The 25,642-nt window shown below is 55.9% G+C and carries 23 protein-coding genes; 10 read left to right on the forward strand and 13 right to left on the reverse strand.

Annotated elements, in window-relative coordinates; all coding sequences use genetic code 11:
* Positions 1-34: 34 nt before the first annotated feature.
* From treF to Q4G72_RS14830, 3 genes are all read right to left on the reverse strand, one after another.
* Positions 35-1,642, reverse strand: coding sequence for an alpha,alpha-trehalase TreF (gene treF / locus Q4G72_RS14820; protein ID WP_303312212.1), 1,608 nt, complete (start codon positions 1,640-1,642; stop codon positions 35-37).
* 21 nt (positions 1,643-1,663) lie between these two features.
* The gene (locus Q4G72_RS14825) at positions 1,664-3,532 is read right to left on the reverse strand and encodes a glycoside hydrolase family 13 protein (protein ID WP_303312213.1); all 1,869 of its coding nucleotides are present in this window, start codon (positions 3,530-3,532) and stop codon (positions 1,664-1,666) included.
* 120 nt (positions 3,533-3,652) lie between these two features.
* On the reverse strand, positions 3,653-4,381 hold the full coding sequence (locus Q4G72_RS14830) for a DUF72 domain-containing protein (RefSeq protein WP_303312214.1): 729 nt from the start codon (positions 4,379-4,381) through the stop codon (positions 3,653-3,655).
* Positions 4,382-4,524: 143 nt separating this feature from the next.
* Here Q4G72_RS14830 and Q4G72_RS14835 point away from each other — a divergent pair, with 143 nt between their 5' ends.
* Together Q4G72_RS14835 and Q4G72_RS14840 are read left to right on the forward strand one after the other, a co-directional pair.
* Entirely contained in the window at positions 4,525-4,926 is a 402-nt protein-coding gene (locus Q4G72_RS14835) for an NUDIX hydrolase (protein ID WP_303312215.1), read from the forward strand.
* Positions 4,927-5,013: 87 nt separating this feature from the next.
* Positions 5,014-5,595, forward strand: coding sequence for a hypothetical protein (locus Q4G72_RS14840; protein WP_303312216.1), 582 nt, complete (start codon positions 5,014-5,016; stop codon positions 5,593-5,595).
* 64 nt (positions 5,596-5,659) lie between these two features.
* Here Q4G72_RS14840 and Q4G72_RS14845 read toward each other — a convergent pair whose 3' ends face one another.
* The gene (locus Q4G72_RS14845; protein ID WP_303312217.1) at positions 5,660-7,399 is read right to left on the reverse strand and encodes a tetratricopeptide repeat protein; all 1,740 of its coding nucleotides are present in this window, start codon (positions 7,397-7,399) and stop codon (positions 5,660-5,662) included.
* 299 nt (positions 7,400-7,698) lie between these two features.
* On the opposite strand from Q4G72_RS14845, the gene Q4G72_RS14850 reads away from it, so the two are divergent.
* Positions 7,699-8,490 (forward strand): SDR family NAD(P)-dependent oxidoreductase, encoded by a 792-nt coding sequence (locus Q4G72_RS14850; RefSeq protein WP_303312218.1) that lies wholly within the window; start codon positions 7,699-7,701, stop codon positions 8,488-8,490.
* A 105-nt stretch (positions 8,491-8,595) separates the two neighbouring features.
* Here the strand turns inward: Q4G72_RS14850 and Q4G72_RS14855 are convergent, their stop codons facing one another.
* The 3 genes from Q4G72_RS14855 to Q4G72_RS14865 form a co-directional block, all read right to left on the reverse strand.
* Positions 8,596-9,510, reverse strand: coding sequence for a pirin family protein (locus tag Q4G72_RS14855; protein WP_303312219.1), 915 nt, complete (start codon positions 9,508-9,510; stop codon positions 8,596-8,598).
* A 33-nt stretch (positions 9,511-9,543) separates the two neighbouring features.
* Positions 9,544-10,272, reverse strand: coding sequence for a DUF72 domain-containing protein (locus tag Q4G72_RS14860; protein ID WP_303312220.1), 729 nt, complete (start codon positions 10,270-10,272; stop codon positions 9,544-9,546).
* A gap of 66 nt (positions 10,273-10,338) precedes the next feature.
* Positions 10,339-10,713, reverse strand: a complete 375-nt coding sequence (locus Q4G72_RS14865; RefSeq protein WP_303312221.1) for a cupin domain-containing protein — start codon at positions 10,711-10,713, stop codon at positions 10,339-10,341.
* A gap of 270 nt (positions 10,714-10,983) precedes the next feature.
* On the opposite strand from Q4G72_RS14865, the gene Q4G72_RS14870 reads away from it, so the two are divergent.
* Together Q4G72_RS14870 and Q4G72_RS14875 are read left to right on the forward strand one after the other, a co-directional pair.
* Positions 10,984-12,573 (forward strand): ABC-F family ATP-binding cassette domain-containing protein, encoded by a 1,590-nt coding sequence (locus tag Q4G72_RS14870; RefSeq protein ID WP_303312222.1) that lies wholly within the window; start codon positions 10,984-10,986, stop codon positions 12,571-12,573.
* A gap of 131 nt (positions 12,574-12,704) precedes the next feature.
* On the forward strand, positions 12,705-13,283 hold the full coding sequence (locus tag Q4G72_RS14875; protein ID WP_303312223.1) for a hypothetical protein: 579 nt from the start codon (positions 12,705-12,707) through the stop codon (positions 13,281-13,283).
* Between the two features lie 124 nt (positions 13,284-13,407).
* Here the strand turns inward: Q4G72_RS14875 and Q4G72_RS14880 are convergent, their stop codons facing one another.
* On the reverse strand, positions 13,408-13,899 hold the full coding sequence (locus Q4G72_RS14880; RefSeq protein WP_303312224.1) for a hypothetical protein: 492 nt from the start codon (positions 13,897-13,899) through the stop codon (positions 13,408-13,410).
* Positions 13,900-14,405: 506 nt separating this feature from the next.
* Between Q4G72_RS14880 and Q4G72_RS14885 the strand changes: the two genes are divergently transcribed.
* The 4 genes from Q4G72_RS14885 (at position 14,406) to Q4G72_RS14900 (ending at position 20,198) form a co-directional block, all read left to right on the forward strand.
* A complete protein-coding gene (locus tag Q4G72_RS14885) occupies positions 14,406-15,329 on the forward strand; it encodes a DUF808 domain-containing protein (RefSeq protein ID WP_303312225.1) in 924 nt (307 codons plus the stop codon).
* 206 nt (positions 15,330-15,535) lie between these two features.
* Positions 15,536-16,492, forward strand: a complete 957-nt coding sequence (locus Q4G72_RS14890; protein ID WP_303312226.1) for a hypothetical protein — start codon at positions 15,536-15,538, stop codon at positions 16,490-16,492.
* A gap of 175 nt (positions 16,493-16,667) precedes the next feature.
* Positions 16,668-19,280: an ATP-dependent chaperone ClpB gene (gene clpB, locus Q4G72_RS14895; RefSeq protein ID WP_303312227.1), complete on the forward strand. Its 2,613-nt coding sequence runs from the start codon at positions 16,668-16,670 to the stop codon at positions 19,278-19,280.
* A gap of 168 nt (positions 19,281-19,448) precedes the next feature.
* Positions 19,449-20,198: a DUF4386 domain-containing protein gene (locus Q4G72_RS14900; RefSeq protein WP_303312228.1), complete on the forward strand. Its 750-nt coding sequence runs from the start codon at positions 19,449-19,451 to the stop codon at positions 20,196-20,198.
* Between the two features lie 124 nt (positions 20,199-20,322).
* Here Q4G72_RS14900 and Q4G72_RS14905 read toward each other — a convergent pair whose 3' ends face one another.
* The 5 genes from Q4G72_RS14905 to Q4G72_RS14925 form a co-directional block, all read right to left on the reverse strand.
* Positions 20,323-20,739 carry a hypothetical protein gene (locus tag Q4G72_RS14905; RefSeq protein ID WP_303312229.1) on the reverse strand — a complete coding sequence of 139 codons (417 nt, stop codon included), beginning with the start codon at positions 20,737-20,739 and terminating at the stop codon, positions 20,323-20,325.
* A gap of 206 nt (positions 20,740-20,945) precedes the next feature.
* Complete coding sequence (locus Q4G72_RS14910; protein ID WP_303312230.1) at positions 20,946-23,060, reverse strand: TonB-dependent receptor; 2,115 nt, start codon at positions 23,058-23,060, stop codon at positions 20,946-20,948.
* Positions 23,061-23,213: 153 nt separating this feature from the next.
* Positions 23,214-23,801: a hypothetical protein gene (locus Q4G72_RS14915; RefSeq protein WP_303312231.1), complete on the reverse strand. Its 588-nt coding sequence runs from the start codon at positions 23,799-23,801 to the stop codon at positions 23,214-23,216.
* A 2-nt stretch (positions 23,802-23,803) separates the two neighbouring features.
* Entirely contained in the window at positions 23,804-24,298 is a 495-nt protein-coding gene (locus tag Q4G72_RS14920) for a hypothetical protein (RefSeq protein ID WP_303312232.1), read from the reverse strand.
* Positions 24,299-24,479: 181 nt separating this feature from the next.
* Complete coding sequence (locus Q4G72_RS14925) at positions 24,480-24,965, reverse strand: hypothetical protein (RefSeq protein WP_303312233.1); 486 nt, start codon at positions 24,963-24,965, stop codon at positions 24,480-24,482.
* A gap of 72 nt (positions 24,966-25,037) precedes the next feature.
* On the opposite strand from Q4G72_RS14925, the gene Q4G72_RS14930 reads away from it, so the two are divergent.
* A complete protein-coding gene (locus Q4G72_RS14930) occupies positions 25,038-25,628 on the forward strand; it encodes a HupE/UreJ family protein (RefSeq protein WP_303312234.1) in 591 nt (196 codons plus the stop codon).
* Positions 25,629-25,642 lie beyond the last annotated feature (14 nt).

The following is a 25,642-nucleotide window of genomic DNA, read 5'->3' on the forward strand; positions in this document are numbered from 1 at the left end:
TGGCTTTTTTGCTTTCCCATATAGATCTGGCAGGCTATTTTCCGGTTTCGGTGCCTTCCAGCTTATAGCGGTTCATGAGTTTGAGCAGCACGCCGTTGGTCCAGCCAAAGCCGTCCTGCAACGGGTACTCGCCGCCGCCGGCTTTCAGTTGGGTATCCAGTACGTTGTACTTCTCCATCAGCTTGCCGGTTTGCTGGAATACGCTGGCGTTTAGATGCACCCAGCGGGTAGCAATAGTGCGCGCCAGCGCTGACTGATGGTAGCGCTCCAGCCCATCAATAGCCAGCCATTGCAGCGGGGCCCAGGCATTGGGCGCATCCCACTGCTGGCCACTTTGGTTTAGTGTGGTTACCAGGCCGCCATCTTTCAGAAACTTATCCTTCAATACATCCGCTACTTTTTTCGCCTGACTGGATGAGGCCAGCCCAAATGCCAGCGGATAGACGCCTGCCAGCGTTGGCACCATGGAACGCTGCTTCAGTCGAAGGTTATAGTCCTGAAACCAGCCAGCATTCTTATCCCAGCAGTATGCCAGTATGGCTTTTTTTCGTTGCTTGGCTTTGTTGTGAAAGGTCTTTGCCTGCGCAGCGTTTCCCTGCAGTTGATAGGTTCGGGCCAACGTGGATTCCAGGTAATACAGCAAGCAGTTTAAATCAACTGGGACAATATCCAGGGTTTGAATGGAGCCCAGTTGGCCATCGGGGCCAAACCAACGGGTGCTGAAATCCCAGCCAGAAGCGGCAGCAGCGCGCACGTTCTGGTAAAATGCATCGGGCGTTTGCTTGCTTTGTTTGGCGGCCGCTACGTCTTCGGCGTAGGACTCTTCCCGGGGCTGCTGGCTGCTGTCCCAGTAGCGGTTGAGCACCTCGCCATTGGGCATTTTTACTACCATGCGGTGCATGGTGCCGGGCTGCTGGAGGGAGTCGGTGCCGCCCATCCAGAAGGCATATTCCCGCAGCAGTTGGGGCTGGTAGCGCACCAGCGTAGCCTCTCCTTCTTCTTCGGCCAGCAGGTTCACCATCAGGGCAAAAAATGGCGGCTGCGAGCGGGTGAGGTAGTAGGTGCGGTTGCCGTTGGGAATGAAGCCATACTGGTCAATCAGGTAGGCAAAGTTGTCCACCATGTCCCGAATAACCGGGGTGCGGTGGCTTTGCTGCAAACCCAGCATGGTAAAGTAAGAATCCCAATAATACACCTCCCGAAACCGCCCGCCGGGTACGATATAAGGCCGCGGCAATGGTAGCAAGGAAGAGAACTGGGTTCCGGTATCCGGCTGCCGTTGCAGCACCGTCCAAAGCGTATCAATGTGGTGACGAATGCCGGCCGAAACCTGACTCTGATAGTGCCCGCCTACTTCGCCGGGGGCTATAAAATGCATGGCGACAAAAGCCTTCAGATCGAAACCCGGCTGGTCTTTTTGCTGCTGGTAGGCACGCAGTATGGCTTCCGGTTGCTCCCGGCCCACGGCATCCACGAAGGTTTTATTATCGGGAAACACGTGGGCCAGCTGCACGGCCTCAAACAGGCCGGGATATAGCTGCCGGGGCGAAGCTGTCTGGGCCTGCCCGCGTACACTCAGCAGCAGGCAGCCCAGCAGCAACAGCCGGTTGATAGAATAAGGAAGGCAGAGAGTCCTGCGCATGCGTTAACCTTTGAGGATGTCCTACTTCTGCAGTTCCAGCACCAGGGCGGTTTTGGCCGGCAGTTGCAGGGTGGAAATGTCGTTAATGGTTTCGTTGGTCAGTACGTTGCGGGCTTTGGTGAAGCCTTTGGTGCGCTCCACAAAGCGGGCCGTGGGTAGCACTGCTACTTTATCGGTGGGGTTGGTAGCTACCATCACAGTACCACTGTCATTGTAGCGGAAGTACACGTAGAGGTTGTCCTGCGGCAGGTACTGCATGAGTTTGCCCGAGTGCAGCGCAGGGTGCGTTTTGCGGTAGGTGGCCAGGGTGCGCACAAACTGGAAGGCCGCATTTTCCTGAGCCGTGCGACCGGCCGCCGTGAACTTGTCTTCCTTGTCGCCGGGCCAGCCGCCGGGGAAGTCCTTGCGCACTTCGGCATCGGTGGGGTTCTTGAAGTTCTTCATCAGGATTTCCGTGCCGTAGTACATGCTGGGAATTCCACGGGTGGTAAGCAGCCACGTAAGGCCCATTTTGTACTTGTCGAAATCCTCGCCGATAACCGACAGGTACCGGTCGTGGTCGTGGTTATCCAGGAACGTGACCAGCTTGGTGGGGTCCTGGTACACGGCATCCTGGGCCAGGGCCTCATACATACGCTGGGCGTTGCCCTCGTGCTTCAGCCCTTCTACCATGGCGCCTTCCAGCACGAAATCCAGTCCACCGGGCTGGTTGGATTTGAAGGGGAAGTTGATGTTGTTTTTCACGTAGTACGACTGGTCCACCACGTTATTCACCGACGACTCGCCGAAGATGTGGATGCGCGGATACTCCGTGAGCAGGGCCGCGTTGCAGCGGTTCATAAACGGCTGGTCGTTGTACATGTAGGTATCAATGCGCCAGGCATCTACCCCAAAGTTCTCCACCGACCAGATGGCGTGCTGAATCAGGTAGTTGGCCACATATGGGTTGCCCTGATTCAGATCGGGCAGGAAGGGTACAAACCAGCCATCCAGCGTCACCTTGCGGTCTATCTGGGAGGCGTGCGGGTCCGTGATGGGCTGCTGGCGGTAGGACGTGTTGGTGTAGGTGGGCCACTGGTGCAGCCAACTTTTCATGGGCAAATCCTGCAGAATCCAGTGGGTGTTGCCTACGTGGTTGTATACGGCATCCTGCACTACTTTCAGGCCGGCCGCGTGGGCCTTTTGCACAAAGGATTTGTACGCCTCATTGCCCCCAAAGCGCCGGTCAATGTTGTACTGGTCCGTGAAGCCGTAGCCGTGGTAGGAGGCGCGCATGGTGCCGCCCTCGTTGGTGAGCGGCTGGTTGTTCTCGATAACGGGCGTAAACCAGATGGCCGTAATGCCGAGGTCTTTTAAATAAGGAATGCGCTGGGCGGCGCCCTGCAGGTCGCCGCCGTGGCGGAAGAAGGGGTTATTCCGGTCGTGGTTGGGGTCGCGCAGGTCGGCGAATTTATCGTTGCTCGGGTCGCCGTTGGCAAACCGGTCGGGCATGGCCAGGTAGATGAAATCGGCCTGCGTGACACCCTGCCCTTTGGGGGAATTATCGCGCGCTTTCAGCTCCCAGGTTTTGGTGACGGTCTGGCTGCCTTTTTTGCCCACAATCCGCACGGTGCCGGGCTTGGCCGAGGCCGCAATGGTCAGGTCCAGGAAAGCGTAGTTAGGGTTCTCGACGGTGTTGGTTTTCACCAGCTTCACGCCAGGGTAAGCAATAGTGTAAGTAAGCGTGCCGGCGTTGGGACCATACACCAGCAACTGCAGATTGGGCCGCTTCATGCCTACCCACCAATTGGTAGGGTTGATGCGCTGAATGGCCGGGGTTTGGGCCAGGGCTATTTCCGGAAGTACCAGCACTAGTAGGGCCAGCAGCAGACGTAGAAAAGCTTTTATCATCTTGCTTATGGGAGAAATTGAAGTGTAAGAGGAAGTAGCTGTAGAAGGTGGAAAAGTAGCGTTTATTACCACCACTTTCCCACCCTTTCAGGAAATCGAAAATAAGAGGCCTTAACAGAGCTAATCCAGCAGTTGCTGCATCTGGCGGGCATTACCTACCGCTGCGCCACCCATGCCATTATTGAAATAGAGGTACACCTGCTTTACCTGTTTGGCGGCCTGTATTTCGTGCGCAATGCGCTGCAGAAAAACCTCATCATAGGGCGTTTTGTAGAGCTCCGGCACGCCGTGAAAACGGTAGTACAACACGTCTGTGTTGGCCACTACTTCGTCGGGCAGGGGCATGGGGTGGCTCTGGCCCACAAAGGCAATGCGGTGGCGGGCCAGTTCGCGGTACACCTCCCCTTCCCACCAGCTTAGGTGCCGAAATTCTACTACGTTGGTAAAGGCAGGATCCAGGCAATGCAGCAGGCGGGCCATCAGCTCCTCAGTATACGCGGCTTTGGGCGGGAGCTGGAAAAGTACGGGACCCAGCTTGTCGCGCAGGCCTTCCTGAATGGTGCCGTAGAAATCCTGCAGCACTGGCTCGGCCTCGGCATTAAACTTTTTGTAGTGCGTTACCAGGCGCGGGGCTTTCACAGCGAACTGAAAACCGGGCGGGCTCTGGTCGTAGAGCTTTTCCAGAAAGCCCAGCTCCGGCATTTTGTAGAACGTCACATTCAGCTCCACGGTGTTAAACTGCGTGCAGTAGTACTCAAACCACTTGCGCGGCGGCACTTCCGGCGGGTAGAAAACACCTTTCCAGTCGCGGTACGAAAAGCCGGAGCAGCCAATATGGTAAGCGGGCATCAGAGAGGACCATTGGTGGGAGCGTCCTTCTACGCGGTTTTTGGTAGGAGTTGTGATATTATCCAGATAGATAATGTGCCGTTGGCCATCCGGCAGCCTGCCTTTTCACCGAAATTGCAGGCTCCTTAACGATAAATTCAACCATGAAACTTATAGATAAAATTGCCTGGCTGCACCTGCACGAAGGCAGGCTGCTGAGCACCCGCAGCCGGGGCAAAGACCGGTACTACATTCCCGGCGGCAAGCGCGAAGCCGGCGAAACCGATACGCAAACTCTATTGCGCGAAATTCAGGAAGAGCTGACCGTCCAGCTGGACACGGCTGGTATAGTGTACCAAGGCACTTTTGAAGCGCCCGCGCACGGCCACCCCGATGGTATCCGGGTGCAGATGACCTGCTACAGTGCCCCTTATACCGGAGAGCTGCAACCCGCCGCCGAAATAGAGGAAATAGTGTGGCTCACGTACCGGCACCGGCCGTTGGTATCGGCTGTAGACCAGCTTATTTTTGATTGGCTGCGAGAGCGGCAGCTGCTGGCTGATTAGTGCGGGAGTGTGCGGGAGAAACCTCCAGGCACCCAATGTAGTAAGCAACGGAAAACCTTATGCCCTTTATCCTCTACTCCTGCCGCCATGAACACCGTGCATACTTTTTCTGCTGAAACCGAAGAAGCCCTGTGGCAGCAGGTATCTGCTGATATTAAGCGGGAAGAAGGATTATTAGAATACAACGCGGAGCTGATTCAGAACGGCTACCACATTGAGCTGGATATAGACATTGACTTAGGCGGCGGCTTTGAGGGTGGCTATGAAACTACCAAGTTTACGGCCCGGGTGCCTAACCACACCTCCCTGCGCTTTGCCCTGCACGAGCAGGACTGGGTGCATGAAATAGGCAAGTTTCTAGGCCTGACCGATGTAGAGCTGGGCGACCCGGAGCTGGACGCCGCCTTCATCATCACTACCAACGATACGGACGCCCTGCGCCGCCTGCTGCTCTCGGAACCGGCAGTGCGTCAGATGCTGCTGCGCTACCAGGAATTCCGCCTCACGCTGGCTCCTGCCTCGCACGATGCCGACGCTGAAGTGTACCTGACGTTTTCCAAGGATGCTGCCCTGGTAGAGCCCGAGCAGCTACGGGAAGTGTACCATATGCTGTATACCCTGCTGCGACAACTCTCTCCTTTACCGACTAGTAACGGGCTGAGTAGCTAGTCCAGTCAATCAACGCCTGCCTCATCTGCTAATGACCAAGGCACTAAGTGGCGCCCGCCAAAATCTACTGCACTACTGAGGCTACCAGCCTGGTATCAGCCCACCGCCAGGCGGCGTCCAGTTTCTGCTTGGTTTGCTGTGCCTGGGCCGTATTTCCAGAGGCCAGATAGGCCTGGTACAAGCCCGACAACGCCCAGCCATTATGAGGCAGATGCCGCAAATCCTGCTGGTACACCGCTATGGCCTCCGGATACTTTTTGGCCACCAGCAGCACCGCTCCCAGCTGATGCCGCACGGAAAAAAACCAGTCTGGCGGCTCGTTGTATTTGAGCTGGTCTTCCAGGACTACGGCTTCACGCAGCACCGTAATGCTTTGCTCGTACTTGCCCTCCTGCTGCAGAATAGCACCCTCCAGCTCCCGTTGGGCAATTTCAGTAATGGCGTGCATCTGGTTAATCCCGAATAGAATCCCCTTTAGCGCAGCTGTATCCCGGCCCAGAATGCGCAGGCTGGCCAGCTCTTTTCTGGCATTAGTCGGGTTCTTTTTACCCACCCAGGCCATGCCCCGCGCATAGTGCCGGATGGCTTGCGGATACACCAGCGTGGTATCGAAATTACGCATGGCCAGCACCTCATCCCAGCGCCCAAACTTCACGGCTACGTTATAGGGCGTGGTATAGAAATGCTGCAGCGAGGGCCCCATCATCGGGTCCTTCATCAGGGGCTTGTTGACGTATGCCGCCAGCTTTCTGGCGCCACGTAACGCCAGCTCCTGGTTGCCTTCCAGGGTAGCAGTGGCTGTTAGAAAGTGGTAGTTGTGCGGGTAATAGCCCAAGGGATAAGCGCCCTGCGCGTGGCAGGCGGCCGTGTAGCTGCTATCCGCCTGCAGGGCGCGCAGGTTGGCCAGCGTGCCCGCATGGTAGGCGCCGGTACGGATGTAGGTGTGGGAAGGCATGTGCAGCAGATGGCCCGCGCCGGGCACCAGCGAAGTCAGCAGCTGCGCACTGTGGTTGGCCGCTTCCGGGTGAGCCGAGGCCTCGGTGGCGTGAATGTAGAAGTGGTTGGCCCCGGCATGCTGGGGACTTTGCTTGATTACCTGCTCCAGCGTGTTCATGATTTCCGCCGTCCAGGGCTGGGGCTGGCCATTTTTCTGCCAGATGTCCCATGGATGCAGGTCCATCAGCGCCTCCGCGTACATGGCCCCAATGTCGGGGTCGGTGGGGTATTGCTGAAACACGGATTTGAGGGCCGCCGCGTAGGCTTTGTCATAAGCGGAGCGGTCCGTAACCGGCGTGGGTGGGTAGCGTTTGGCCAGGGCCGCAATCAGGGCCTGCTCTTTGGGCGTGGCCCGGGCGGCCAGGCGCTGCGCCGTTTGCACGGCTTTGTAGGCCCGGCTGAAATTATCGGGCTCCATACCGGCATTGTAATTAGGCCCCAGCACGTAGCTGTAACCCCAGTAGGCCATGGCGCAGGTAGAATCCTGCCGAATGGCCTCGTAAAACGAGCGGGCCGCCTCGGCGTGGTTGAAGCCATACGCCAGCATCATTCCCTGCTGAAAATAAGCTACTGCCTCTGGCTTTTGGGAGGAGATGGACATGGTGATGCCCGTTAGCCCCGGCAGCTTCGGCGCTTTCTTGCCTGAAGTGTACCAGGCCGTATCGGCAATGATGGGCGCGGCGCAGCTGGTCACGGTAACAGGCTGCCGCGCGGGCGGTACTGCGCTGCTCGTATTCTGCTGCTTGGTGACACAACCCGCCAGTGCGGCCAACGCCAGTAGCCAGGGGTTTATTTTTTCCTTCAGCATGGCCCTCTTTCCTTTAGATAAAACATGTCTTAGAAGCCCGCCCAACAGCTATGGCACCTTCCATGGGCTGCACTAGCTTGCTATGCGCCCAAAAGAGCGTTGGCTAGGAGCGGCAACCGGCCAATCATATAATTACATAAAATAATAACTATATACAAAAACGCATATAGAGCGAATTTGGCGCTATTTCCTACCGCAACCCCACTTTACGTAGTCCTCCCAAGCCGCCTTTTCGGAATTAATTTGTCTGTTTATCAGTAAATTATATAGAATTCCATTCACCCTTAACACTTACAGCCATGAACGACCAAACCGCCTTGATTACCGGTGCCTCCAGCGGCATTGGCTTCGAGCTGGCCCGCTGCTTCGCGCGCGACGATTACCGCGTCGTGCTCGTGGCCCGTCACCTCGATGAGCTGAAAGAAGCTGCCCGCCTGATTCACCAGGAATTTGGGGGCATAGACATTGTGCTGCTGCCCTATGATTTGAGCCTCCCCGAAAGCTCTGAGCAGATTTATGCCGAAACCACCCAGCGCGGCCTACGGATTGACGCCCTGGTGAACGATGCCGGATTCGGTGAAACCGGCTATTTCACCGATACTGACCTTCAGACCGAACTCAATATCATTCAGGTAAATGCGGCCTCCTTAGTGCACCTCACCAAGCTTTACCTGCGGGAAATGGTAGCGCGCAACGAAGGCCGGATTATGCAGCTGGGCTCGGTGGCCTCCTTCTCGCCCAGTCCTTGCCAGGCCGTGTACGCCGCTACCAAGGCCTTTGTGCTCAGCTTCACGGAGGCAGTGCAGCACGAGCTGAAACAGCAGAAATCGGCCGTTACTATGACCCTGCTCTGCCCTCCCCCCACCGATACCAACTTCTTCCGCACGGCGCACGCCGAGAATACCCGCGCCGCCCACCGCACCGCCGATGCCCGCCAGGTGGCCGAGGATGGCTATGATGCCATGATGGATGGCGAGGCCCGTTCCCTGCCCACCTTCACCGCCAAGGCAAACTTCTTCTCCAGCCTGCTCCTGCCCGATTCTGTACTGGCCACGCTGATGAACTCCCAACTGCACGAGGAACACAAATAAGGCTTTAACACTACGCCCACGCCTTCCAGCTACTAGTAGCTGGAAGGCGTGGGCGTTTTCAAGCTGTAGTGAATCATCTAAAGCCCGGCCTGGAAAGCCTTTTCCTTAAGAAAGCGCCTGCGGCGGCGGAGAGCCCGCTGGCCGGGACTTATCCTCGGGCAGGGGCACAAACTCGGCATTATCGTTTGGGGGCAAAGCAATGCGCCCGGCCTTCCAGTCGGCTTTGGCCTGCTCTATCCGTTCCCGGCGCGAGGACACAAAATTCCACCAGATAAACCGCTCCCCTAATGGCTCGCCACCCAGCAGCATGAGTGTGCTGGCTTCGTGGGCCACCAGTACCGGGTCCTGACCAGCGGTAAACACCAGCAGCTGGCCCGCCGTGTAGCGCTGGCCGCCCACTTCTACGCTGCCCTTGGCCACGTAGGCGCCGCGCTCAGGGTAGCCGCGCGGCAGCCCGAAGCGGGCACCCGGCTGCAGTACCACGTGCAGATAAAATAGCGGGGAGTGGGTTTTTACGTCGTTTCTCAGCCCAAAAGCGTCGCCGGCAATGAGCCGCATCCACACGCCGGGCTCGGTGAAGATGGGCAGCTCCTGCGGCTGGTAGTTGGTGAAGGCCGGTGCCGATTCCTCGGCAGCTTCGGGCAGGGCTACCCAGGTCTGAATCATTTCCAGGGCGCCGCCGGCCAGCGCGGCCGGGTCCTCAAACCGCTCCGAGTGAGCAATGCCGCTGCCGGCCGTCATCCAGTTTACTTCGCCGGGCCGAATGATCTGCTCCACGCCCAGACTGTCGCGGTGCGTTACCTGGCCGCCGAACAGGTAGCTCACGGTGCTAAGGCCAATATGCGGGTGCGGAAGCACGTCCAGGTTATGCATTTCCGATGGTGTAGCATTTACGGGGCCGGCGTGGTCCATGAAAATAAACGGCCCCAGCATGCGCCGCAGCCGATAAGGGAGAATGCGCCGCACGTTAAACCCAGCGCTAATGGCCGCCGGCCGGGCATCAATGACAAGGTCGAGCATGGGAAGGAAAGAAAAAGTGAAGATGACAACCGGCTACTGCCCTACTAACGCCAGCAGCTGCCGGGCATTGCCAATAGCGGAGGCATCAATATCGTTATTGAAGTAGACATACATTTCCTGCACCGGTACTTCCGCCTCCTGCACTTCCTGCACCAGTCGGCGCAGGAAGTCTTCTTCGTAGGGCGACTTATACAGCTCGGGCACGCCGTGCAGGCGGTAGTAGCCGGTAGAGGTGGTCTGCACCACGGCATCGGGCAGCAAGGGGTGGCTTTGTCCGCAGAATATCACGCCCCGGTTGGCCAGGGCCTGATACACCTCCGCCGTCCACCAGCTGGAGTGCCGGAACTCCAGCACGTTGCGGAAAGCGGGGTCCAGACTGTCGAGGATGCGGTTCAGCCGGTCTTCGGAATAGGCCATGCGCGGGGGCAGCTGAAAGAGCACGGGGCCCAGCTTGTCGCGCAGCCCTTCCTGCACCGTGGCGTAGAAATCAGTGAGCAGTTGGGTAGTGTTGTTGAACTGCTTATAGTGCGTGATAAGGCGCGGAGCTTTTACCGAGAACCGGAAGTCAGCGGGGCTGGCCTCGTACCAGGTTTCCAGAAAAGAAAGCTGCGGAAACCGGTAGAAAGTCACGTTCAGCTCCAGCGTTTGGAAATGCTGGCTGTAGAACTCAAACCACCGGCGCTGGGGCAGCTTATCGGGATAAAACACGCCTTTCCAGTGGCGGTAGTGGTAGCCGGAACAGCCAATGTGCCAGGTGAGCATAAGCAAGACTGGTTGAAACGAAGCGTGTACGGGCCACCGGACCGTGCGCGTTATCGGGTGCTTTGCTTACGACCGTTTCAGGCCCAGGCGCTCCACCGTTTCGCCCTCAAAATCAAACTGAATGAGAATGGCAGGCTCCGCGCCTACCACCCAGCCATCGTGACCCGGCGCGATGGCTACTACCTGCGGCGCTACATACTCTTCCACTGCTCCATCGGCGTACTGAACGGCGAGGTGGCCGGCCGCCAGAAAGCCCACGTGCGCGTGCTGGCAAAGCTCTGTGCCCACCTTCGGCTTGATGTCCTTCGACCACCGGAACCCCACCGGATACACCATCCGTTTCACGCGCGAGTTGCCGGTTTGCACTACATCAACTTGTACACCGCCAATTTCGTGGCGCGTGGCATTCTTTAAGGGGCCTAACAGGTCAGTGGTATTCATGGCTATGGGCGGGATGAAGTGTGGTAGTAACAGGAATCTAGCAGAATGGAATATAATAGATTAGTTACGTAACCAACTGCGGTTCCGGCACAACGCTGCTCTTGCTTACCCAGGCTGCAGAAGCGTTTAGGTGACATTGCGTAAGAAGTCTTAATTTTGCGGCCATCTCCATAAAACCCTGGTTTATGTAATAGCTGATTTCTTTCAAAAAACGAGTAGCCAACCCATGCGGCGGATGGCTATATCCCATTGCTTTTTGCGAAAGAATTCATGCTACTTCTACAAAACCTTGGGTATGCACACCCCAATAAAGATGTGCTGTTCGATGGCCTGAATCTGGCCGTCAACCACCACCAGAAAATTGCCCTGATTGGCAATAATGGCGTCGGAAAATCTACCCTGCTGAAAATTATGGCGGGCCTTCTGCCGCCTTCCAGCGGGCACGTACAGGCCAGTTCCACGCCGTATTATATTCCGCAGCATTTCGGGCAGTTCGACGACCTGACGGTAGCGCAGGCCCTGCACATCGAAGGCAAAATCATGGCCTTGCAGGAAATCCTGGATGGCCAGGCCACGGACTCTAACCTGGCTGTGCTGGACGATGACTGGACCATTGAGGAACGCAGCCAGGAGGCCTTACTACAGTGGGGACTGGCGGAGTTGAGCCTCACGCAACGCATGGCCAGCCTCAGCGGCGGGCAGAAAACCAAGGTTTTCCTGGCCGGCATAGCCATTCACCAACCCGAAATCGTGCTGCTCGACGAGCCCAGCAACCACCTGGATACCGCCGGCCGGCAGCTGCTCTACCACTTCCTACAAACCAGCTCCAGCACGCTGCTGGTAGTAAGCCACGACCGGAAACTGCTGAACCTGCTCGATTCCGTGTGTGAATTGAGCAAGCGGGGAATTACGCTGTACGGGGGCAATTATGAGTTCTACGCCGAGCAGAAGCAGGTGGAAAGCAATGCCCTGAGCCAGGATGTGAAGAGCCGGGAAAAAGCCCTGCGCAAAGCCAAAGAGACCGAGCGCGAGGCCCTGGAACGCAAGCAAAAGCAGGACGCCCGCGGTAAGAAGAATCAGGATAAGGCAGGCCTGCCCACCATTATGCTTGGCATGATGCGCAATAGCGCCGAAAACAGTTCTGCCCGCCTCAAGGGCATCCATGCCGAGAAAGTGGGTGCCCTTTCGCAGGAGTTGAGTGAGCTGCGCCAGGAGCTGCCCGATACCGACAAAATGAAGCTCGGCTTTGATAACTCTACCCTGCACAAAGGCAAAATATTGCTTACTGCCCAAGAGTTGAACTATGACTACGGCTCCCATTTGCTGTGGCGCGAGGCTTTAAACTTCCAGATTCAAAGCGGCGAGCGGCTGGCGCTACGCGGCCTGAACGGGTCGGGCAAAACGACCTTAATCAAACTGATGCTGGGTGAGTTGGAACCGACGCAGGGCACGCTATACCGGGCCGGGAATAAAGCGGTGTTCATTGATCAGGATTACTCCCTCCTCCACGACCAGCTCTCAGTGTATGAGCAGGCCCAGCAGTTCAATACCTCGGGGCTGCAGGAGCACGAAGTCAAGATTCGCCTGACGCGCTTCCTGTTTACCAGGGCGTATTGGGACAAACCTTGCAGCATCCTGAGCGGGGGCGAGAAAATGCGGCTCCTGCTGTGCTGCCTCATGATTAGCCACCAGGCCCCCGACCTCATCATCCTGGACGAACCCACCAACAACCTGGACATCCAGAACCTGGAAATCCTGACGGCCGCCCTCCACGACTACTACGGCACGCTTATCGTGGTATCGCACGACGAAGTTTTTCTGCAGCAGCTCCACGTGGAACGAGCAATTCTGTTGGGCTAAATCCGCAGCACAGCTTGCTAAAGCCCTTTCTACAATTACTTTACCCATACCCCAAACAAAATAACAGGCACTTACTTTGAAATACAAAGTTCTTTTAGTTGCTTTATAACTGACACTAAAGACTTACTCTCATGACCCTCAACAAAAGCATTCTGCGCATTGCCCTTGTCACAGCGTTCCTCTTGCTGATACCCCTGGTGGCCATGCAATTCAACACGGGAGTAACCTGGACCTTGTTCGATTTCGTGGTGGCCGGCACGCTCTTATTTGGTACGGGCCTCACGTATACCCTGGTGGCGGGGAAATGGAACAACACCACGTATCGAATGGCCGTGGGCGTGGCGGTGCTGGCCGGGCTCCTGCTGGTCTGGGCGCAGCTGGCGGTGGGGCTGGTCGGGAGCGAGGACAACCCCGTGAACCTGCTGTTTGGTGCGGTGCTTCTCGTTGCCATCATCGGGGCCATAGTGGCGCGCTTCCGGCCCCGGGGCATGTCTAATGCCATGTTCGCGGCCTCACTCACGTATGTGGTAGCTACCATTATAGCGGTGTTTATCTGGCTGCCCTCACCCGCCACCGCTGAACCCCAGGTGGGCCTGGTGAATGTGCTCGGGGCCAATATGGTTTTCGCTGCGCTGTGGGCTGTTTCGGGTTGGCTGTTCCGCCGGGCCAGTACCGCTGGCTCAACTCAGAACGGGCAGTTGGCGTCGTAGTTCATTAACCATAGAATTGCGTCCTAAATTATTAGCCTACAGAATATTATAACCATCCATAAACAAGAAATGCCCCGCAACCGGAGAGGTTGCGGGGCATTTCTTGTTTATGGATATAAAGGCTTTACTTAGTCTTGCCCGTCTGTAGCTTCTGATAGAACATAGCGGCAGCAGCCTGCAGCAGAGGCAAATCCGTGGTGCGCTCTTCACAGCGCTGCATATCATAGTGGCAAAGAGTACCGAAAGGCTTACCCGCCTCATCCTGAATCAGTACGCCACAATACGACACCACAGAAGTATCAATCACGCCTTTCACCCGGTCGTCAACCGCGGAATCGGTGATTTCCAGGGGAGCTTCCTGCCGGCCAACCAGGGAGCAGTAGGTGGCTTCCATGGGCGTAGCGCCGCCTTTGAGCAACTCAGAATCGTACCGGTCAAACAACAGTTCATTGTGCAGCACGTCGCCATCAAAGCGGAAGATACCGGTATAGCGGTGCGGCGTTCGACTGTTGAGATACTTCAGTGCCGCGTGAACTCCCTGCCGCTGCACTATCTCTTCCAGAGTCGATATTTCTTGCTGTTGCGGAGCATCCTGCCCTTTCAAAGAAGTTCTCATGCTATGCAATTTCGGCGTCAGATACTCAGGCCAGCTGGCAAACGTATGTCTACTCTGCCTAAAGGTAGAACACCTGCCTTTTGTTTAAGCAGGAAAGATTTGTAGTAATCTAAATTGCTCCGCTGGCTGGGTTTCGTTGCAGAGCATTTGCCTGCCTGACATGCTGAGCTTGTCGAAGCAGCTCCTCTACCGCTTTGCCCTGTACTGGCGCGAGTTTAACGGAGCGTAACTCCTGAAAATTCCTGGCGGGAGGCTACGCCTTCCGCCGTTCGCACCGCTTGCAGCCGGACTTGGTTCTGCGTAGCCTGCCGCTGCGCGTCAGTACAGTACCACCTCTATCACCTGGCTGGTCCAATGAGCTACATGCCCGCGCTGGTTAGGGCTCTGCCGCAGTAAGGGCAAGTCATGCCCCGTTCGCAAAACCGCTATAACTTGCCGGCCAGCTGAGCGGAGCACTACCGCCATAAACGTTTGATAACGGCAATCAGGTAACGAGCACACAGAATATGACTTCAGGTTTTTTTGCGCTACTGGATGATATTTCCGCTTTGGTAAAAGCAAGCGCGGCTAGTTTAGATGACGTACCCGCCCAGGTAGCCAAAACCACCGGCAAAGTATCCGGCATTGTCATCGACGATACGGCGGTGACGCCCAAATATGTCGTGGGCCTCGACCCATCCCGGGAGCTTTCTATTATTTATCAGATAGCCAAAAAATCACTATTCAATAAATTATTGATTCTGAGCCCGGCCGCCCTGGTACTGGGATATTTTGCCCCTTGGGCCATTACGCCTATTCTAATGCTGGGCGGGGCGTATTTATGCTTCGAGGGGTATGAAAAGGTGCACTCTATGTTTAGCCAGCACCACGAGGTGGACGTGGAAAGCGAGCAAGTAGAAAGGATTACGCCGGAGGAGTTGGAAAAGGAGCGCGTGGCAGGGGCCGTACGTACCGATATTATCCTGTCGGCCGAAATTATGGCCATTGCTTATAGCCAGGTAACCGACCAGCCGATCCTAAACCAGGTTTTCGTAATGCTTGCCGTGGCCGTTTTTATTACGGTGGCAGTTTATGGCTTTGTGGGCTTAATTGTGAAAGCCGATGATGTGGGGGTGCATATGGCCCAGGATAAATACCACCCCGCTACCCAAAAACTGGGGCGCGGCATCGTAAAATTCATGCCGCACTTCCTGAATATCCTAAGCTATGTGGGCACGGCCGCCATGCTTTGGGTAGGGGCCGAAATTATAGCCCACGGCATTCCATTTACCGCTCATTTACTGCACGATCTGGAAGAGGCGTTAGCCCACCTACCGGCGGTAGCATGGCTTGCCAAGGCGCTATCCTGTGCTATTGGCGGGTTAATGATTGGTTTCGTAGTTGAGAAAATAGTGCTGCTGGTGAAGAAGGTATTTCGGAAGGGAGAATAAGCTGCGCGGTTTTTCCGGCTTCCATCCCCTGTTTCTCCAATACTGCGGTGCTGACGCAAGTTTAGCGTACCGTTCGTGAGGCTACGCCTTCCATTGCCTGTTCTCTTGCCGGGTTGCCCCAACGTAGTTTGCCGCTTATTCCCAGTTACGTTATTCTTCACTACAATTTCTGACCGAAAATCTTCTCTTCATATCAGCACCTGCCCATGCGTCTGCTCTATATTACTCTATTTATTCTTTTGCTTTTTAACAACCGCTCTGTACAGGCTCTTACCTATAATGAGCCTTGGCACGAACAGGTAGTAAAAAATGCCGATTTTTTCGTTTTGGCTAAGGTCATATCGTCTGATCCAGACAAAGGATTGACGGCAAACATTATCCGTTCATTGGATGGCAGTAACCTCTCGGGCATCATTACAATAAATAATTTTTATCAGCTTGATATCTGTAGTTCCTCCGGTGGCCACGGACCTGAGTTTCATTTTGAGAAAACTGATACCTGTTACTTCTTTTTAAAGAAAAATGCAGCGGGCGTCTATAGTATAGCTACCCCAACCTCAGGATTTGCGCCTGTAGCAAATAAGAATGTTCGGGCTACATACCGCCATAGTTATCATCAAGCATCTGTTCCGCAGTCGGTATATGAGCCTACTATGACTGCTATTTTTCGCAAATACCATGGGCAAGATTTTGACACTGCTTATATCAATGACTTCATTAAGAAGTCACTTGCCTTAGCACCTGCTAAAATTGACGAAGAAGGCATGTCAACCTTCTTTTTACAGCATGTGGCCTTAGAAACAATGTTTCATCTAGGATTGACCAGTAACTATGCGCTTGTTCTTCCCTTCCTGCACGATACCAGTAATTTTCATGCACAGTTGAGTGCTGCTCGTGCCCTTACAGGTATTAACACACCGGAATCAAAACAGCAACTGCTGGCTATGCTTAACGACAAGGCAACGGGCGACTTCCCTAAGACGGTAGCAGTATGGACGTTGGCCTCTTATAATCCCAAAGATTTGAAAAAAGACTTAGAGAAGCTTCTTAAAAGAGCATCCAAAGAGGAAACCGGATTCGGCGGAAATTTTATGGACCCAAGAATCTGTACTAGTGTCCCAACGGTGAAAGAAGCACTTACTAAACTAACTGCACAGTTATAGGATCCGACTAACCATATTATGCGCTCAACAAAGATCATACTGCTTTTTTGTCTGATTTATTTCGGTTAAATTTCAATTACACGGTCAAAAAGACAGCAAAAACTCTTCTGCACCCGGTTTGCTAGGCCACTCGTAGAACTTCTTAACCGAAGCATCTACTTAAGCCCTATCAGCCATGAACTTTAACAACTATACCATTAAGGCACAGGAGGCCGTGCAAAAGGCCACTGAAATTGCCGGCGCCAACCAGCAGCAGGCCATTGAAACGGGCCATTTGCTGAAGGGTCTTTTCCAGAGCGACGAGAATGTGTTGTCGTTTCTGGCCAAAAAGCTGGGTGTCAACTTGAATATTCTTACCCCGCGTCTGGATGCTATTGTGGCCGCCTACCCCAAGGTGAGTGGCGGCTCGCCGTATCTGTCCAACGATGCTAACTCGGCGCTGCAGCGCGCCTCAGGCTACCTCAAGGAGTTCGGGGATGAGTATGTATCCGTAGAGCACCTGCTGTTGGGCTTGCTGGGCGGCAAAGACAGCGTGGCTACGCTGATGAAGGATGCGGGCTTTAATGAGAAAGACCTGAAAGCCGCTATTCAGGAGCTGCGCGGGGGTCGAAAGGTTACTAGCCAGACCGCCGAAGACCAGTACCAGAGCCTGAACCGCTACTCCCGCAACCTGAACGAGCAGGTCCGCTCCGGCAAAATGGACCCTGTTATCGGCCGCGACGAGGAAATCCGCCGCGTTCTGCAGATTCTCTCCCGCCGCACCAAGAACAACCCCGTGCTGCTGGGCGAGCCCGGCGTGGGTAAAACCGCCATTGTGGAGGGCCTGGCCCAGCGCATTGTGGCCGGCGATGTGCCCGAAAACCTCAAGGACAAGATCATCATGTCCCTGGACATGGGCTTGCTGGTGGCCGGCGCCAAGTACAAGGGCGAGTTTGAGGAGCGCCTCAAGTCCGTCATCAAAGAAGTAACCGACTCCGATGGGCAGATTATTCTGTTCATTGATGAGATGCACACGCTTATTGGAGCCGGCGGCGGTGGCGAAGGCGCTATGGACGCGGCCAACCTGCTGAAACCCGCCCTGGCCCGCGGCGAGCTGCACTCCATTGGCGCTACCACGCTCAAGGAATACCAGAAGTACATTGAGAAGGACAAGGCCCTGGAGCGCCGTTTCCAGGCCGTAATGGTGGATGAGCCTTCGCAGGAAGATGCCATCAGCATTCTGCGCGGCATCAAGGAGAAGTACGAGCTGCACCACGGCGTGCGGATTACAGACGACGCCGTTATTGCCGCCGTGGAGCTGAGCAGCCGCTATATCACCGACCGTTTCCTGCCCGACAAGGCCATTGACCTGATGGACGAGGCGGCCGCCAAGCTGCGCATCGAGCTGAATTCCATGCCCGCGGAACTGGACGAGGTGCAGCGCCGCATCATGCAGCTGGAAATTGAGCGCGAAGCCATTCGCCGCGAAAACAACAAGGACCGTGAGGCTATCCTGAGCAAGGAGTTGAGCGAGCTGAGCGAGAAGCGCGACGACCTGAAAGCCCGGTGGGAAAACGAGAAATCGGTGCTCACCAACATTCAGGAGCAAAAAGAAGCCATTGAGCGCTACAAGCTGGAAGCCGACCAGGCCGAGCGGCAGGGCGACTACGGCCGCGTGGCCGAGCTGCGCTACGGCAAGATTCAGGAAGCCGAAGCCAAGCTGAAAGAGGCGCAGGACATTGCCAACGCCAGCAAAGAAGGCGGCTCTATGCTGCAGGAAGTGGTAACCCAGGAGGACATTGCCGAGGTGGTGGCCAAGTGGACGGGCATTCCGGTGAGCAAAATGCTGCAATCGGACCGCGAGAAGCTGCTGCACCTGGAGGAAGAATTGGGCAAGCGCGTGGCCGGCCAGAGCGAAGCCATTGCGGCCATTTCTGATGCCGTGCGCCGCTCCCGCGCCGGCCTGCAGGACCCCAAGCGGCCCATTGGCTCCTTCATTTTCCTGGGCACCACCGGCGTGGGTAAAACCGAGCTGGCCAAGGCCCTGGCTGAGTACCTGTTCAACGATGAAAACGCCATGGTGCGCATCGATATGAGCGAGTACCAGGAGCGCCACGCCGTATCGCGGCTCATTGGGGCACCTCCCGGCTATGTGGGCTACGATGAGGGCGGCCAGCTGACGGAGGCCGTGCGCCGCAAGCCGTACTCGGTGATTCTGCTCGACGAAATCGAGAAGGCCCACCCCGATGTGTTCAACATCCTGCTGCAGGTGCTGGATGATGGCCGCCTCACGGACAACAAAGGCCGGGTGGCGAACTTCAAGAACACCATCATCATCATGACCTCCAACACGGGCGCCGACATCATTCAGAAGAACTTTAAGGAGCTGAATGAATACAACCACGATGAAGTGGTGGACCGCACCCGCGAGGAAGTGGTAGAGCGCCTGAAGCAGCACATGCGCCCGGAGTTCCTGAACCGCATCGACGAGATTGTGATGTTCCAGCCGCTGAAGCGCAAGGAAATTCGCCGCATCGTGGATATCCAGTTCAAGCAGATTCAGCAGCGGCTGGAAGAAGCCGGCATCCGGCTGGAAGCTACCGACGAGGTGCTGGACTTCCTCGGCGAGCAGGGCTTCGACCCGACCTTCGGTGCCCGGCCACTGAAGCGCGTGATTCAGCGCCTGGTGCTGAACGAGCTGTCGAAGGACATTCTCTCCGGCCGCGTGAGCAAGGATGCCGTGGTGGAAGCTGTGCTGGAAGACGGCCACATCCGGTTTAACAACGTGGAAATTCCGGCCGTTGGATAATTAGCATTGATTAACAAAAAGCCCCGTTGGCATGTGTCAGCGGGGCTTTTTGTTATTGGCTGTGGGACGAAAAAACGAAGGCAGGTTTAGTTTCTTCCCATTCTATTGCAGTGCTCATTTATAAGCTTAGTTTGGCTTTATAATTCATACGAAGCTTCAACTAAAGCCATGGCCACGCAACCCACTGATGCCATTACCCAGGAAGGAAAGCATGTTGAATCTTCATCCCGTGATGCATTTACCATTGGCCGAAAAGTTGGCATTCTGTTATTGCTGCAGTTAGCGGCCGCTCTCACGCTGCCCTTTATATTGTCTAAGTCCATAACGGTTGGCTCGCCGGCTTTTCTGACTGCTGTGGCCGCGCATTCCTTTCAGATTCGCGCGGCGGTGCTTCTCTCTTTTGTGGGTGCCGCGCTAACGGTATATCTGGGGGTCACGGCATATCCGGTATTCCGGCGCTATAGTAAGTCGGCGGCGCTATTGTTCTTGGTTGTTTGTGCCATCAGTGCAACCCTGGATATCGTGCAGGCCGGCACTATTATGTCGATGCTGGCTATCAGCAATCGGTTCGTTGAATCCGGCACCACCAATTCCGAGCTCTATGAGGTGGTTGGTGCGGCCGTTGCTTCCGCGAGACGCTCAGCCCACGCTACGCAGCTGCTTGCTATTGGTGCCTGGATATTTGTCTTCTATATTTCTCTGTTACGCTTCCAGCTGGTCCCGCGTGCGTTAGCGGTGCTGGGAGTTATTGGAATTACCCTGCAATTCATTGGCGTAACCTTAATGATGTTCCTTGGCTACCCCTCCATCGGACAGATGGCCATGCCATTGCTTCCCATTCAGATAATGGTGGCGGTCTGGCTGATTGTGAAAGGGTTTTACTGGCATCCGGACCGGCGCGAGCTTAGCGCAGCGTAATTCCTTGCCAGCTCTGAGGTGGAAGAAGGTTACATCGAGTTTAACAAAGTGGAAATTCCGGCGGTCTGGTAAGTAAGAATAATTAACAAAAATCCCTGCTGCCATATGGCAGCAGGGATTTTTGTTATACAGCATCAGTATACCCTTTGAAATGCTTAGGCTTTAAACGCCGTCGAATGTTTTTAGGAATTGGTTTGCCTTGCTGGTAGGCGGTGATGATTTCTTCTTCCCGTTGTTTACTAAACCGCACGCTTTTAGCAATGGTAATACCTGAAAGTATTACGCCTATGCCAAGCATATTCCCTGCTCCATATACCCCTTGGGCGCTAGCCACCGCACCATATCCCAGAAAGTAACCAGCCGGGAAGCCTAAGATGGCGCTGCCCGTACGACGACTGGCAAACAGGCGTTTCACAGCTTTAGCGGAATCGGCAGAAGCCGTTATTTGAGTAGAAACTCGTGTTGTTTGAGCAGAAATGGATAAGGTACTCAACCCTAATAATCCAGTGAGCAAACTGGCCCGGAGTATAGGTGCAATCATGAAGAAAATGGATAGATAGAAGGTGAATTATCCAGCAATTCTATCCCATTTTCCTCGATAAGGAAAACGCACCAACCATCATTCTTGAACTAAGAATATATTATCTGTCCTAAACTTAATTTCATGACAGGCAATCCTCGCTGGTGTTTTGCAAATTCATGGTATTAATGCCTTTGCTGGCTTTTAGAGGCATGCAAGCCGTTTATTTACCAGCGCCAGCCCACAGTAGCACCACCGTAGTAATTGCGACCCGGCGCGGGCTGGTAGTAGCGGTTGCCAAATGCGTTCAAATCGTTGCCCAGACTGTAGCGCCGGTCAGTAGCATTTTCGATGCCGGCAAATACATCCAGTTCTAAGTGTTGGCGGAGCACCTGGTGCCACCCACCGCGGGCAGCAAAGGTCCAATAGCCGCGGGCAAAAGTGGTATTGGCATCATTGAGAGGCAAACGAGCCTGGTGGGCGAGGCTGGGCGTTAAGTAAAACCCTTGGCGGAGGCTGGCATTGAGGCCTGCACTAAGGGTGTGCGGCGCGGTACCGGTGAGGCGGTTGCCGCTAAAATCGTTGCTGCCTTGCTGGTAACCCCGAAAGCGGAAATGGTTGTAGGTATAGCTGGCCCAGGCCTGCAGACCGGTTTCGGGGTGGGGCACATTACTTGTACCCTCATCTGACTGCGCTGGCTGCCACAACCAGCCACTGGCTGCCACCTCGGCCCCAAGCTGACGAGTGGCGCCCGAGTTGGAAAACAAAGCGGTGCCCTGTGCATTGCTGCGGGTTACAATGGTTTGGCGCAGCTCAAAATCAAAGACCGATACATCGAAGCGCAGGCGGTTGTGGAATAGCTGACCCCGCGTACCTAGTTCGTAGCTGGTGCCGCGCTCCGCCTGCAGATTGGCATTGAGGCTGCCGTCGGAAGGACGGATTTCCTCTTCGGTAGGTGGCGAAAAGCCGGTGCTTACGCTGGCATAGGCGGATATTCCGGGGGTTACCTCTTTCAGCAGAGCTACCCGGGGTGAGATTTCCGGACGAAAGCGACGCTCAAACCGGTAGGCATCCGGGCGCGCGGCTGCATCTGATACCCGGGCAATGTGGTAGGTCAGCCGGTTGTAGCTGGCGCCCAGCGTCAGGAGCCAGCCAGCGGGCAGGTCCCAGTCGGCTTGTGCAAAGCCAAAGCCAGTGCCAGTCCGGATTTCATCGTCGTAGCGCAAAGGGCCGGGGGTGCCGCCGAGGTTGGTATAGTTGCGGGAATTCTCAAAACTGCCCTGTAGCTCTGCTCCCACCGCCAGGCGCAGGGCCTGTCCGGCTAAGCTACTTTGGTAGCGAAAGGTGGTTCGCCCCCCTACTCCCAGCATGGTGTTACGCTCATAGTCTACCAGAAAAGGCGTGCTAATGACCGAGCCGGACAGGTAGAGCGTCGTTTTGTTCACCAGGCGGGAAGTGAAGCGGTACTCGTGCGTGCCGCCCACCAGCGCCGTGCGGGAGCGGTAGGCGGCCTGTTGTGCCACGGTGCCCGGCCCGGCGGGGCTATTGGGGCGAGCCTGCCGGGGGTTCTGCTGAAACTGCGCCAGGGTAAGGCCGCCGGGCAGCTGATAGTCCAGATTCGTGTAGAGCAGATGCAGCGCCACGCTGCGCTGGCTGGAGGGTGTCAGCTCACCATCGAGGGCCACTACCTCACGGCGCAGAGCACTTTGCTGCCGGTATCCATTCAGGGTTTGGCGTGCGTACTGGGCGCGCCAGCTGGTTGTTTCCGTACTGCTTTCCGCAGCCACGGTGTAGCGCCGCAGCCCAAAGCTGCCGCTGGTAAACCCAGCCTGGGCGCGGGTACTGCCCGCAGCCGGCCGGTGGGTACTGAACAATACTGCTCCGCCCGTTCCGGCCCCGTAGGCGCTGCCCGCAGGGCCTTTCACCACCTCCATACGACCAATGATGGCGGGGTCCAACAGATTCAGCGGGGTGCTGCCACTAGCCTCGGTGAAGGGAATATCGTTGTAGTAGACTTTCACATTGCGCACTCCAAACGGCGAGCGGAGCGTGCTACCCCGCATGCTGAGGCGGTAGCTGGCCGTAGCGCGCTCTTCCAGCCGCACACCCGGCAGCGTATTCACGGCGGCCGTAAGGGAAGGCTGGTTGAATTGACTGATGACGCGGGCATCTATTACCCCAATACTGGCCGCCGTTCGGCGCAGGGGCAACTGCTGGCCGTAGCCGGTTACGGTGGTTTCCGGGAGCAGTACGGTGCGGGTGGTATCCGGTGCGGGCAGGGTTTGCGCCAGTAGCGGGACGCTGCCCAGCAGCAATCCACTCAACAGGAAAAATCGGAACATCAGGGACAGGAAAAGCGGGTTTCTCCCAACGCGGAAGCCGTGCAGCGGGTTTGGCCGGGGCGGCGGCCAGTCGGGAATGATGATGCAACAACCAGCAAGCCCCCAATGGTTATAAACCAATGAGGGCTTGCGTAAAGTCAGGCTGTAGCTGACTTATTTTGAATCGTTGTTCGTTTTTTGGGCCGGGCGCTGCATCTGTTCCCGCTCTTGTTGCTGGCGAATTGCCTCGCGTAGGTAGGCCGCTTCGGCAAAGTGATTGGCATTAAGGCGGCTGCGGTATTTAGCAGGAATGGGCTTACCGGCTGCATACGCGGCGTCTACGGACTTTAGATGCGCTTTATTGAACATATTGGCATGCACAATAAAGCCCACTATGGTACCGGCCAGCACCGCAGCTCCCAGCGGGGGCGAAACCGCTTCATCGGCTACACTGCGGTTGCCGTACTCATCGGTGTGCTCTACGGGAAGGGCCAGCAGGGTGCCGGCCATGAAGGGCAGCACGTAAACCCAGCCCGCGTAGCGCTTTTTGCGGAACATGCTCAGCAGGGCGCCGGTAGTATCGGCCTCGGTACTTTTGGGGTGGTAGCTGGGCAGGTACCAATCGTTGAACAGCAGCACCGCTCCGGAGTCAACGGGAATAACGGGTTTGGTAGTAGCTGCTGCTGATGGCAGTGGTGGCGTTTGGGCCTGCACCGCCAGGCCAGTCAGCAGGAAGACCACGAGAAAGGCTAGTTGCTTCATGCTTAGTTGGCCGGCTTAACTTCGACAGGCTTGTACTGGATAATCGGCTGGTCGAAGAATCGGGGCTTCAGCTTGCGGCGCACATTGCGCGGGAGTGGTTGCCCGGCGCCGTACGCCGTGACGGTCTTTTCCAGGTTGCTGTTGCTATAGTGCACCATCTTGCCTATCCCATAGGCCACCAACGGCAAAACCACTAAGGCCGCAGCCGGGCTGGGTGCCTCCTCCTGAATGACGTAGCCGCCCCCGATATCCGTCTGCCGCCCGCTGGCGGTAACAATGCGCAGCGCCGTCAGGGCCGAGCCTACAATCCAGCTGGCGCCGCCGGCCTGCCGCTTGCTGTAGAGGTTAATCACGGCCTGCGCCGTATCGTTTTGCAGATATTGACTGCGCAGGCGCTGCTTGAAGGTTTCGGACTCCAGATTGGTGACCGGAGCCTGCGCCAGGGCACTCACGGCAAACAAGCTCATAAAGCCACTTAAGAGTAGGGGTTTAATCATAAAAGCGAAACGATAACTGAGAAGTAAATTTCCTCGCAAAATACTGCCTTCGCACAGGAGTAACAGCATTACTGCGCCTGATTTCTGGCTTCGATTTACGGCTGCATTTCAGACCTGTCTTCAGTTCGGCTTCTTTCCATCTTCCATCTGCTGAAGTTATGCCTGCTGAATAATTCAGCACTTAGCGCAGTTTTGCCAGCTGCCGGGGCAACTGACGTTGCATACGCCGGGGTAATTCATGTTTCTGCTCGTAAATCAACACCATTTCCCGCTCGCTAACCCGCGAGTTCCTGGCGGAAGCGTTAAGAGCGACATAGCCCAGGACACCAGTGCTAATTGTACCTACCACGATTTTTATAATAGAACTCGTTTGGGGGTTATCTGTTCCGCCGCCGGATGAGTGCCAACTAGGCCCAAAATCCCACTCACTGAGGACCGAATAAGCGGTACCAACGGCAAGAACGGGAGTCAAACCCAGCATCACTCGCGCGCTGCGGCGGTGTTTTAGGTAAATAGCCTGAATGGCCCGCAGGGTATCGGCGTGGGTATAGGTTGCGGCAGCAGCTGCCGGTTGGGCACTACGGATGATGGAATCAGCGGGGGTTTGCGACCAGGAGCTATGAGCTATACCGGTAAGTAATCCGAGAAAAAGCACTAATCGGAGCATAATCAGGAAGTAGTATATAGACACTTACGGCGGTAATATAGTAGTTCAGACTCCCGTGCCTAGCTTTGCCGTATGTCGTCCGTATTCCAGACCTACCTTCAATTAGGCTTCTTTCACATCTTCAATCTGCAGGCCTACGACCATCTGGTGTTTCTGCTGGCTTTATGCGCACCCTATGTGCTGCAGGACTGGCGGCGTGTGGTAGCCTTGGTTACCAGCTTCACCGTGGGGCACTCCATTACGCTGGCATTGGCTACCCTTGGTTTTATGCAGTACAGCCCCTCCCTGATTGAAGTGCTGATTCCCATTACCATTCTGCTCACGTGCCTGGTGAACCTGCGCAAGGCCGGGCAGCGCCCCAACCCCAAGGCGCCCATCGTGCTGGCGTTGCCTAACCTACTGGCTGTCAGCTTCGGCCTGATTCATGGCCTCGGGTTTTCCAGCTACCTGCGCGAGTTGCTGGGCCACCAGAGCCGGCCAGTGCTGGAACTGCTGGCTTTCAATGTGGGCGTGGAACTAGGGCAGCTCTTAATTGTGTCTTTGATCCTGATACTGGGCTTTATTGTACTGCGCATGCTGCGTGCTGCCCGCCGCGACTGGCTATTGGTAGTAAGCGGCGCCGCCGCCGGTATTGCGGCTATTTTATTGCTGCAGCACGTGTAAGGCAGGCTAAAGTC

The sequence above is a fragment of the Hymenobacter sp. BT730 genome, assembly GCF_030542105.1.
In the GTDB taxonomy this organism is placed as follows: domain Bacteria; phylum Bacteroidota; class Bacteroidia; order Cytophagales; family Hymenobacteraceae; genus Hymenobacter.

What these genes read in the sequence shown, in the direction of transcription:
- treF (WP_303312212.1), bottom strand. Translation starts at nt 1,642, where the DNA reads ATGCGCAGGACTCTCTGCCTTCCTTATTCTATCAACCGGCTGTTGCTG.
- Q4G72_RS14825 (WP_303312213.1), bottom strand. Translation starts at nt 3,532, where the DNA reads ATGATAAAAGCTTTTCTACGTCTGCTGCTGGCCCTACTAGTGCTGGTA.
- Q4G72_RS14830 (WP_303312214.1), bottom strand. Translation starts at nt 4,381, where the DNA reads ATGCCCGCTTACCATATTGGCTGCTCCGGCTTTTCGTACCGCGACTGG.
- Q4G72_RS14835 (WP_303312215.1), top strand. Translation starts at nt 4,525, where the DNA reads ATGAAACTTATAGATAAAATTGCCTGGCTGCACCTGCACGAAGGCAGG.
- Q4G72_RS14840 (WP_303312216.1), top strand. Translation starts at nt 5,014, where the DNA reads ATGAACACCGTGCATACTTTTTCTGCTGAAACCGAAGAAGCCCTGTGG.
- Q4G72_RS14845 (WP_303312217.1), bottom strand. Translation starts at nt 7,399, where the DNA reads ATGCTGAAGGAAAAAATAAACCCCTGGCTACTGGCGTTGGCCGCACTG.
- Q4G72_RS14850 (WP_303312218.1), top strand. Translation starts at nt 7,699, where the DNA reads ATGAACGACCAAACCGCCTTGATTACCGGTGCCTCCAGCGGCATTGGC.
- Q4G72_RS14855 (WP_303312219.1), bottom strand. Translation starts at nt 9,510, where the DNA reads ATGCTCGACCTTGTCATTGATGCCCGGCCGGCGGCCATTAGCGCTGGG.
- Q4G72_RS14860 (WP_303312220.1), bottom strand. Translation starts at nt 10,272, where the DNA reads ATGCTCACCTGGCACATTGGCTGTTCCGGCTACCACTACCGCCACTGG.
- Q4G72_RS14865 (WP_303312221.1), bottom strand. Translation starts at nt 10,713, where the DNA reads ATGAATACCACTGACCTGTTAGGCCCCTTAAAGAATGCCACGCGCCAC.
- Q4G72_RS14870 (WP_303312222.1), top strand. Translation starts at nt 10,984, where the DNA reads ATGCTACTTCTACAAAACCTTGGGTATGCACACCCCAATAAAGATGTG.
- Q4G72_RS14875 (WP_303312223.1), top strand. Translation starts at nt 12,705, where the DNA reads ATGACCCTCAACAAAAGCATTCTGCGCATTGCCCTTGTCACAGCGTTC.
- Q4G72_RS14880 (WP_303312224.1), bottom strand. Translation starts at nt 13,899, where the DNA reads ATGAGAACTTCTTTGAAAGGGCAGGATGCTCCGCAACAGCAAGAAATA.
- Q4G72_RS14885 (WP_303312225.1), top strand. Translation starts at nt 14,406, where the DNA reads ATGACTTCAGGTTTTTTTGCGCTACTGGATGATATTTCCGCTTTGGTA.
- Q4G72_RS14890 (WP_303312226.1), top strand. Translation starts at nt 15,536, where the DNA reads ATGCGTCTGCTCTATATTACTCTATTTATTCTTTTGCTTTTTAACAAC.
- clpB (WP_303312227.1), top strand. Translation starts at nt 16,668, where the DNA reads ATGAACTTTAACAACTATACCATTAAGGCACAGGAGGCCGTGCAAAAG.
- Q4G72_RS14900 (WP_303312228.1), top strand. Translation starts at nt 19,449, where the DNA reads ATGGCCACGCAACCCACTGATGCCATTACCCAGGAAGGAAAGCATGTT.
- Q4G72_RS14905 (WP_303312229.1), bottom strand. Translation starts at nt 20,739, where the DNA reads ATGATTGCACCTATACTCCGGGCCAGTTTGCTCACTGGATTATTAGGG.
- Q4G72_RS14910 (WP_303312230.1), bottom strand. Translation starts at nt 23,060, where the DNA reads ATGTTCCGATTTTTCCTGTTGAGTGGATTGCTGCTGGGCAGCGTCCCG.
- Q4G72_RS14915 (WP_303312231.1), bottom strand. Translation starts at nt 23,801, where the DNA reads ATGAAGCAACTAGCCTTTCTCGTGGTCTTCCTGCTGACTGGCCTGGCG.
- Q4G72_RS14920 (WP_303312232.1), bottom strand. Translation starts at nt 24,298, where the DNA reads ATGATTAAACCCCTACTCTTAAGTGGCTTTATGAGCTTGTTTGCCGTG.
- Q4G72_RS14925 (WP_303312233.1), bottom strand. Translation starts at nt 24,965, where the DNA reads ATGCTCCGATTAGTGCTTTTTCTCGGATTACTTACCGGTATAGCTCAT.
- Q4G72_RS14930 (WP_303312234.1), top strand. Translation starts at nt 25,038, where the DNA reads ATGTCGTCCGTATTCCAGACCTACCTTCAATTAGGCTTCTTTCACATC.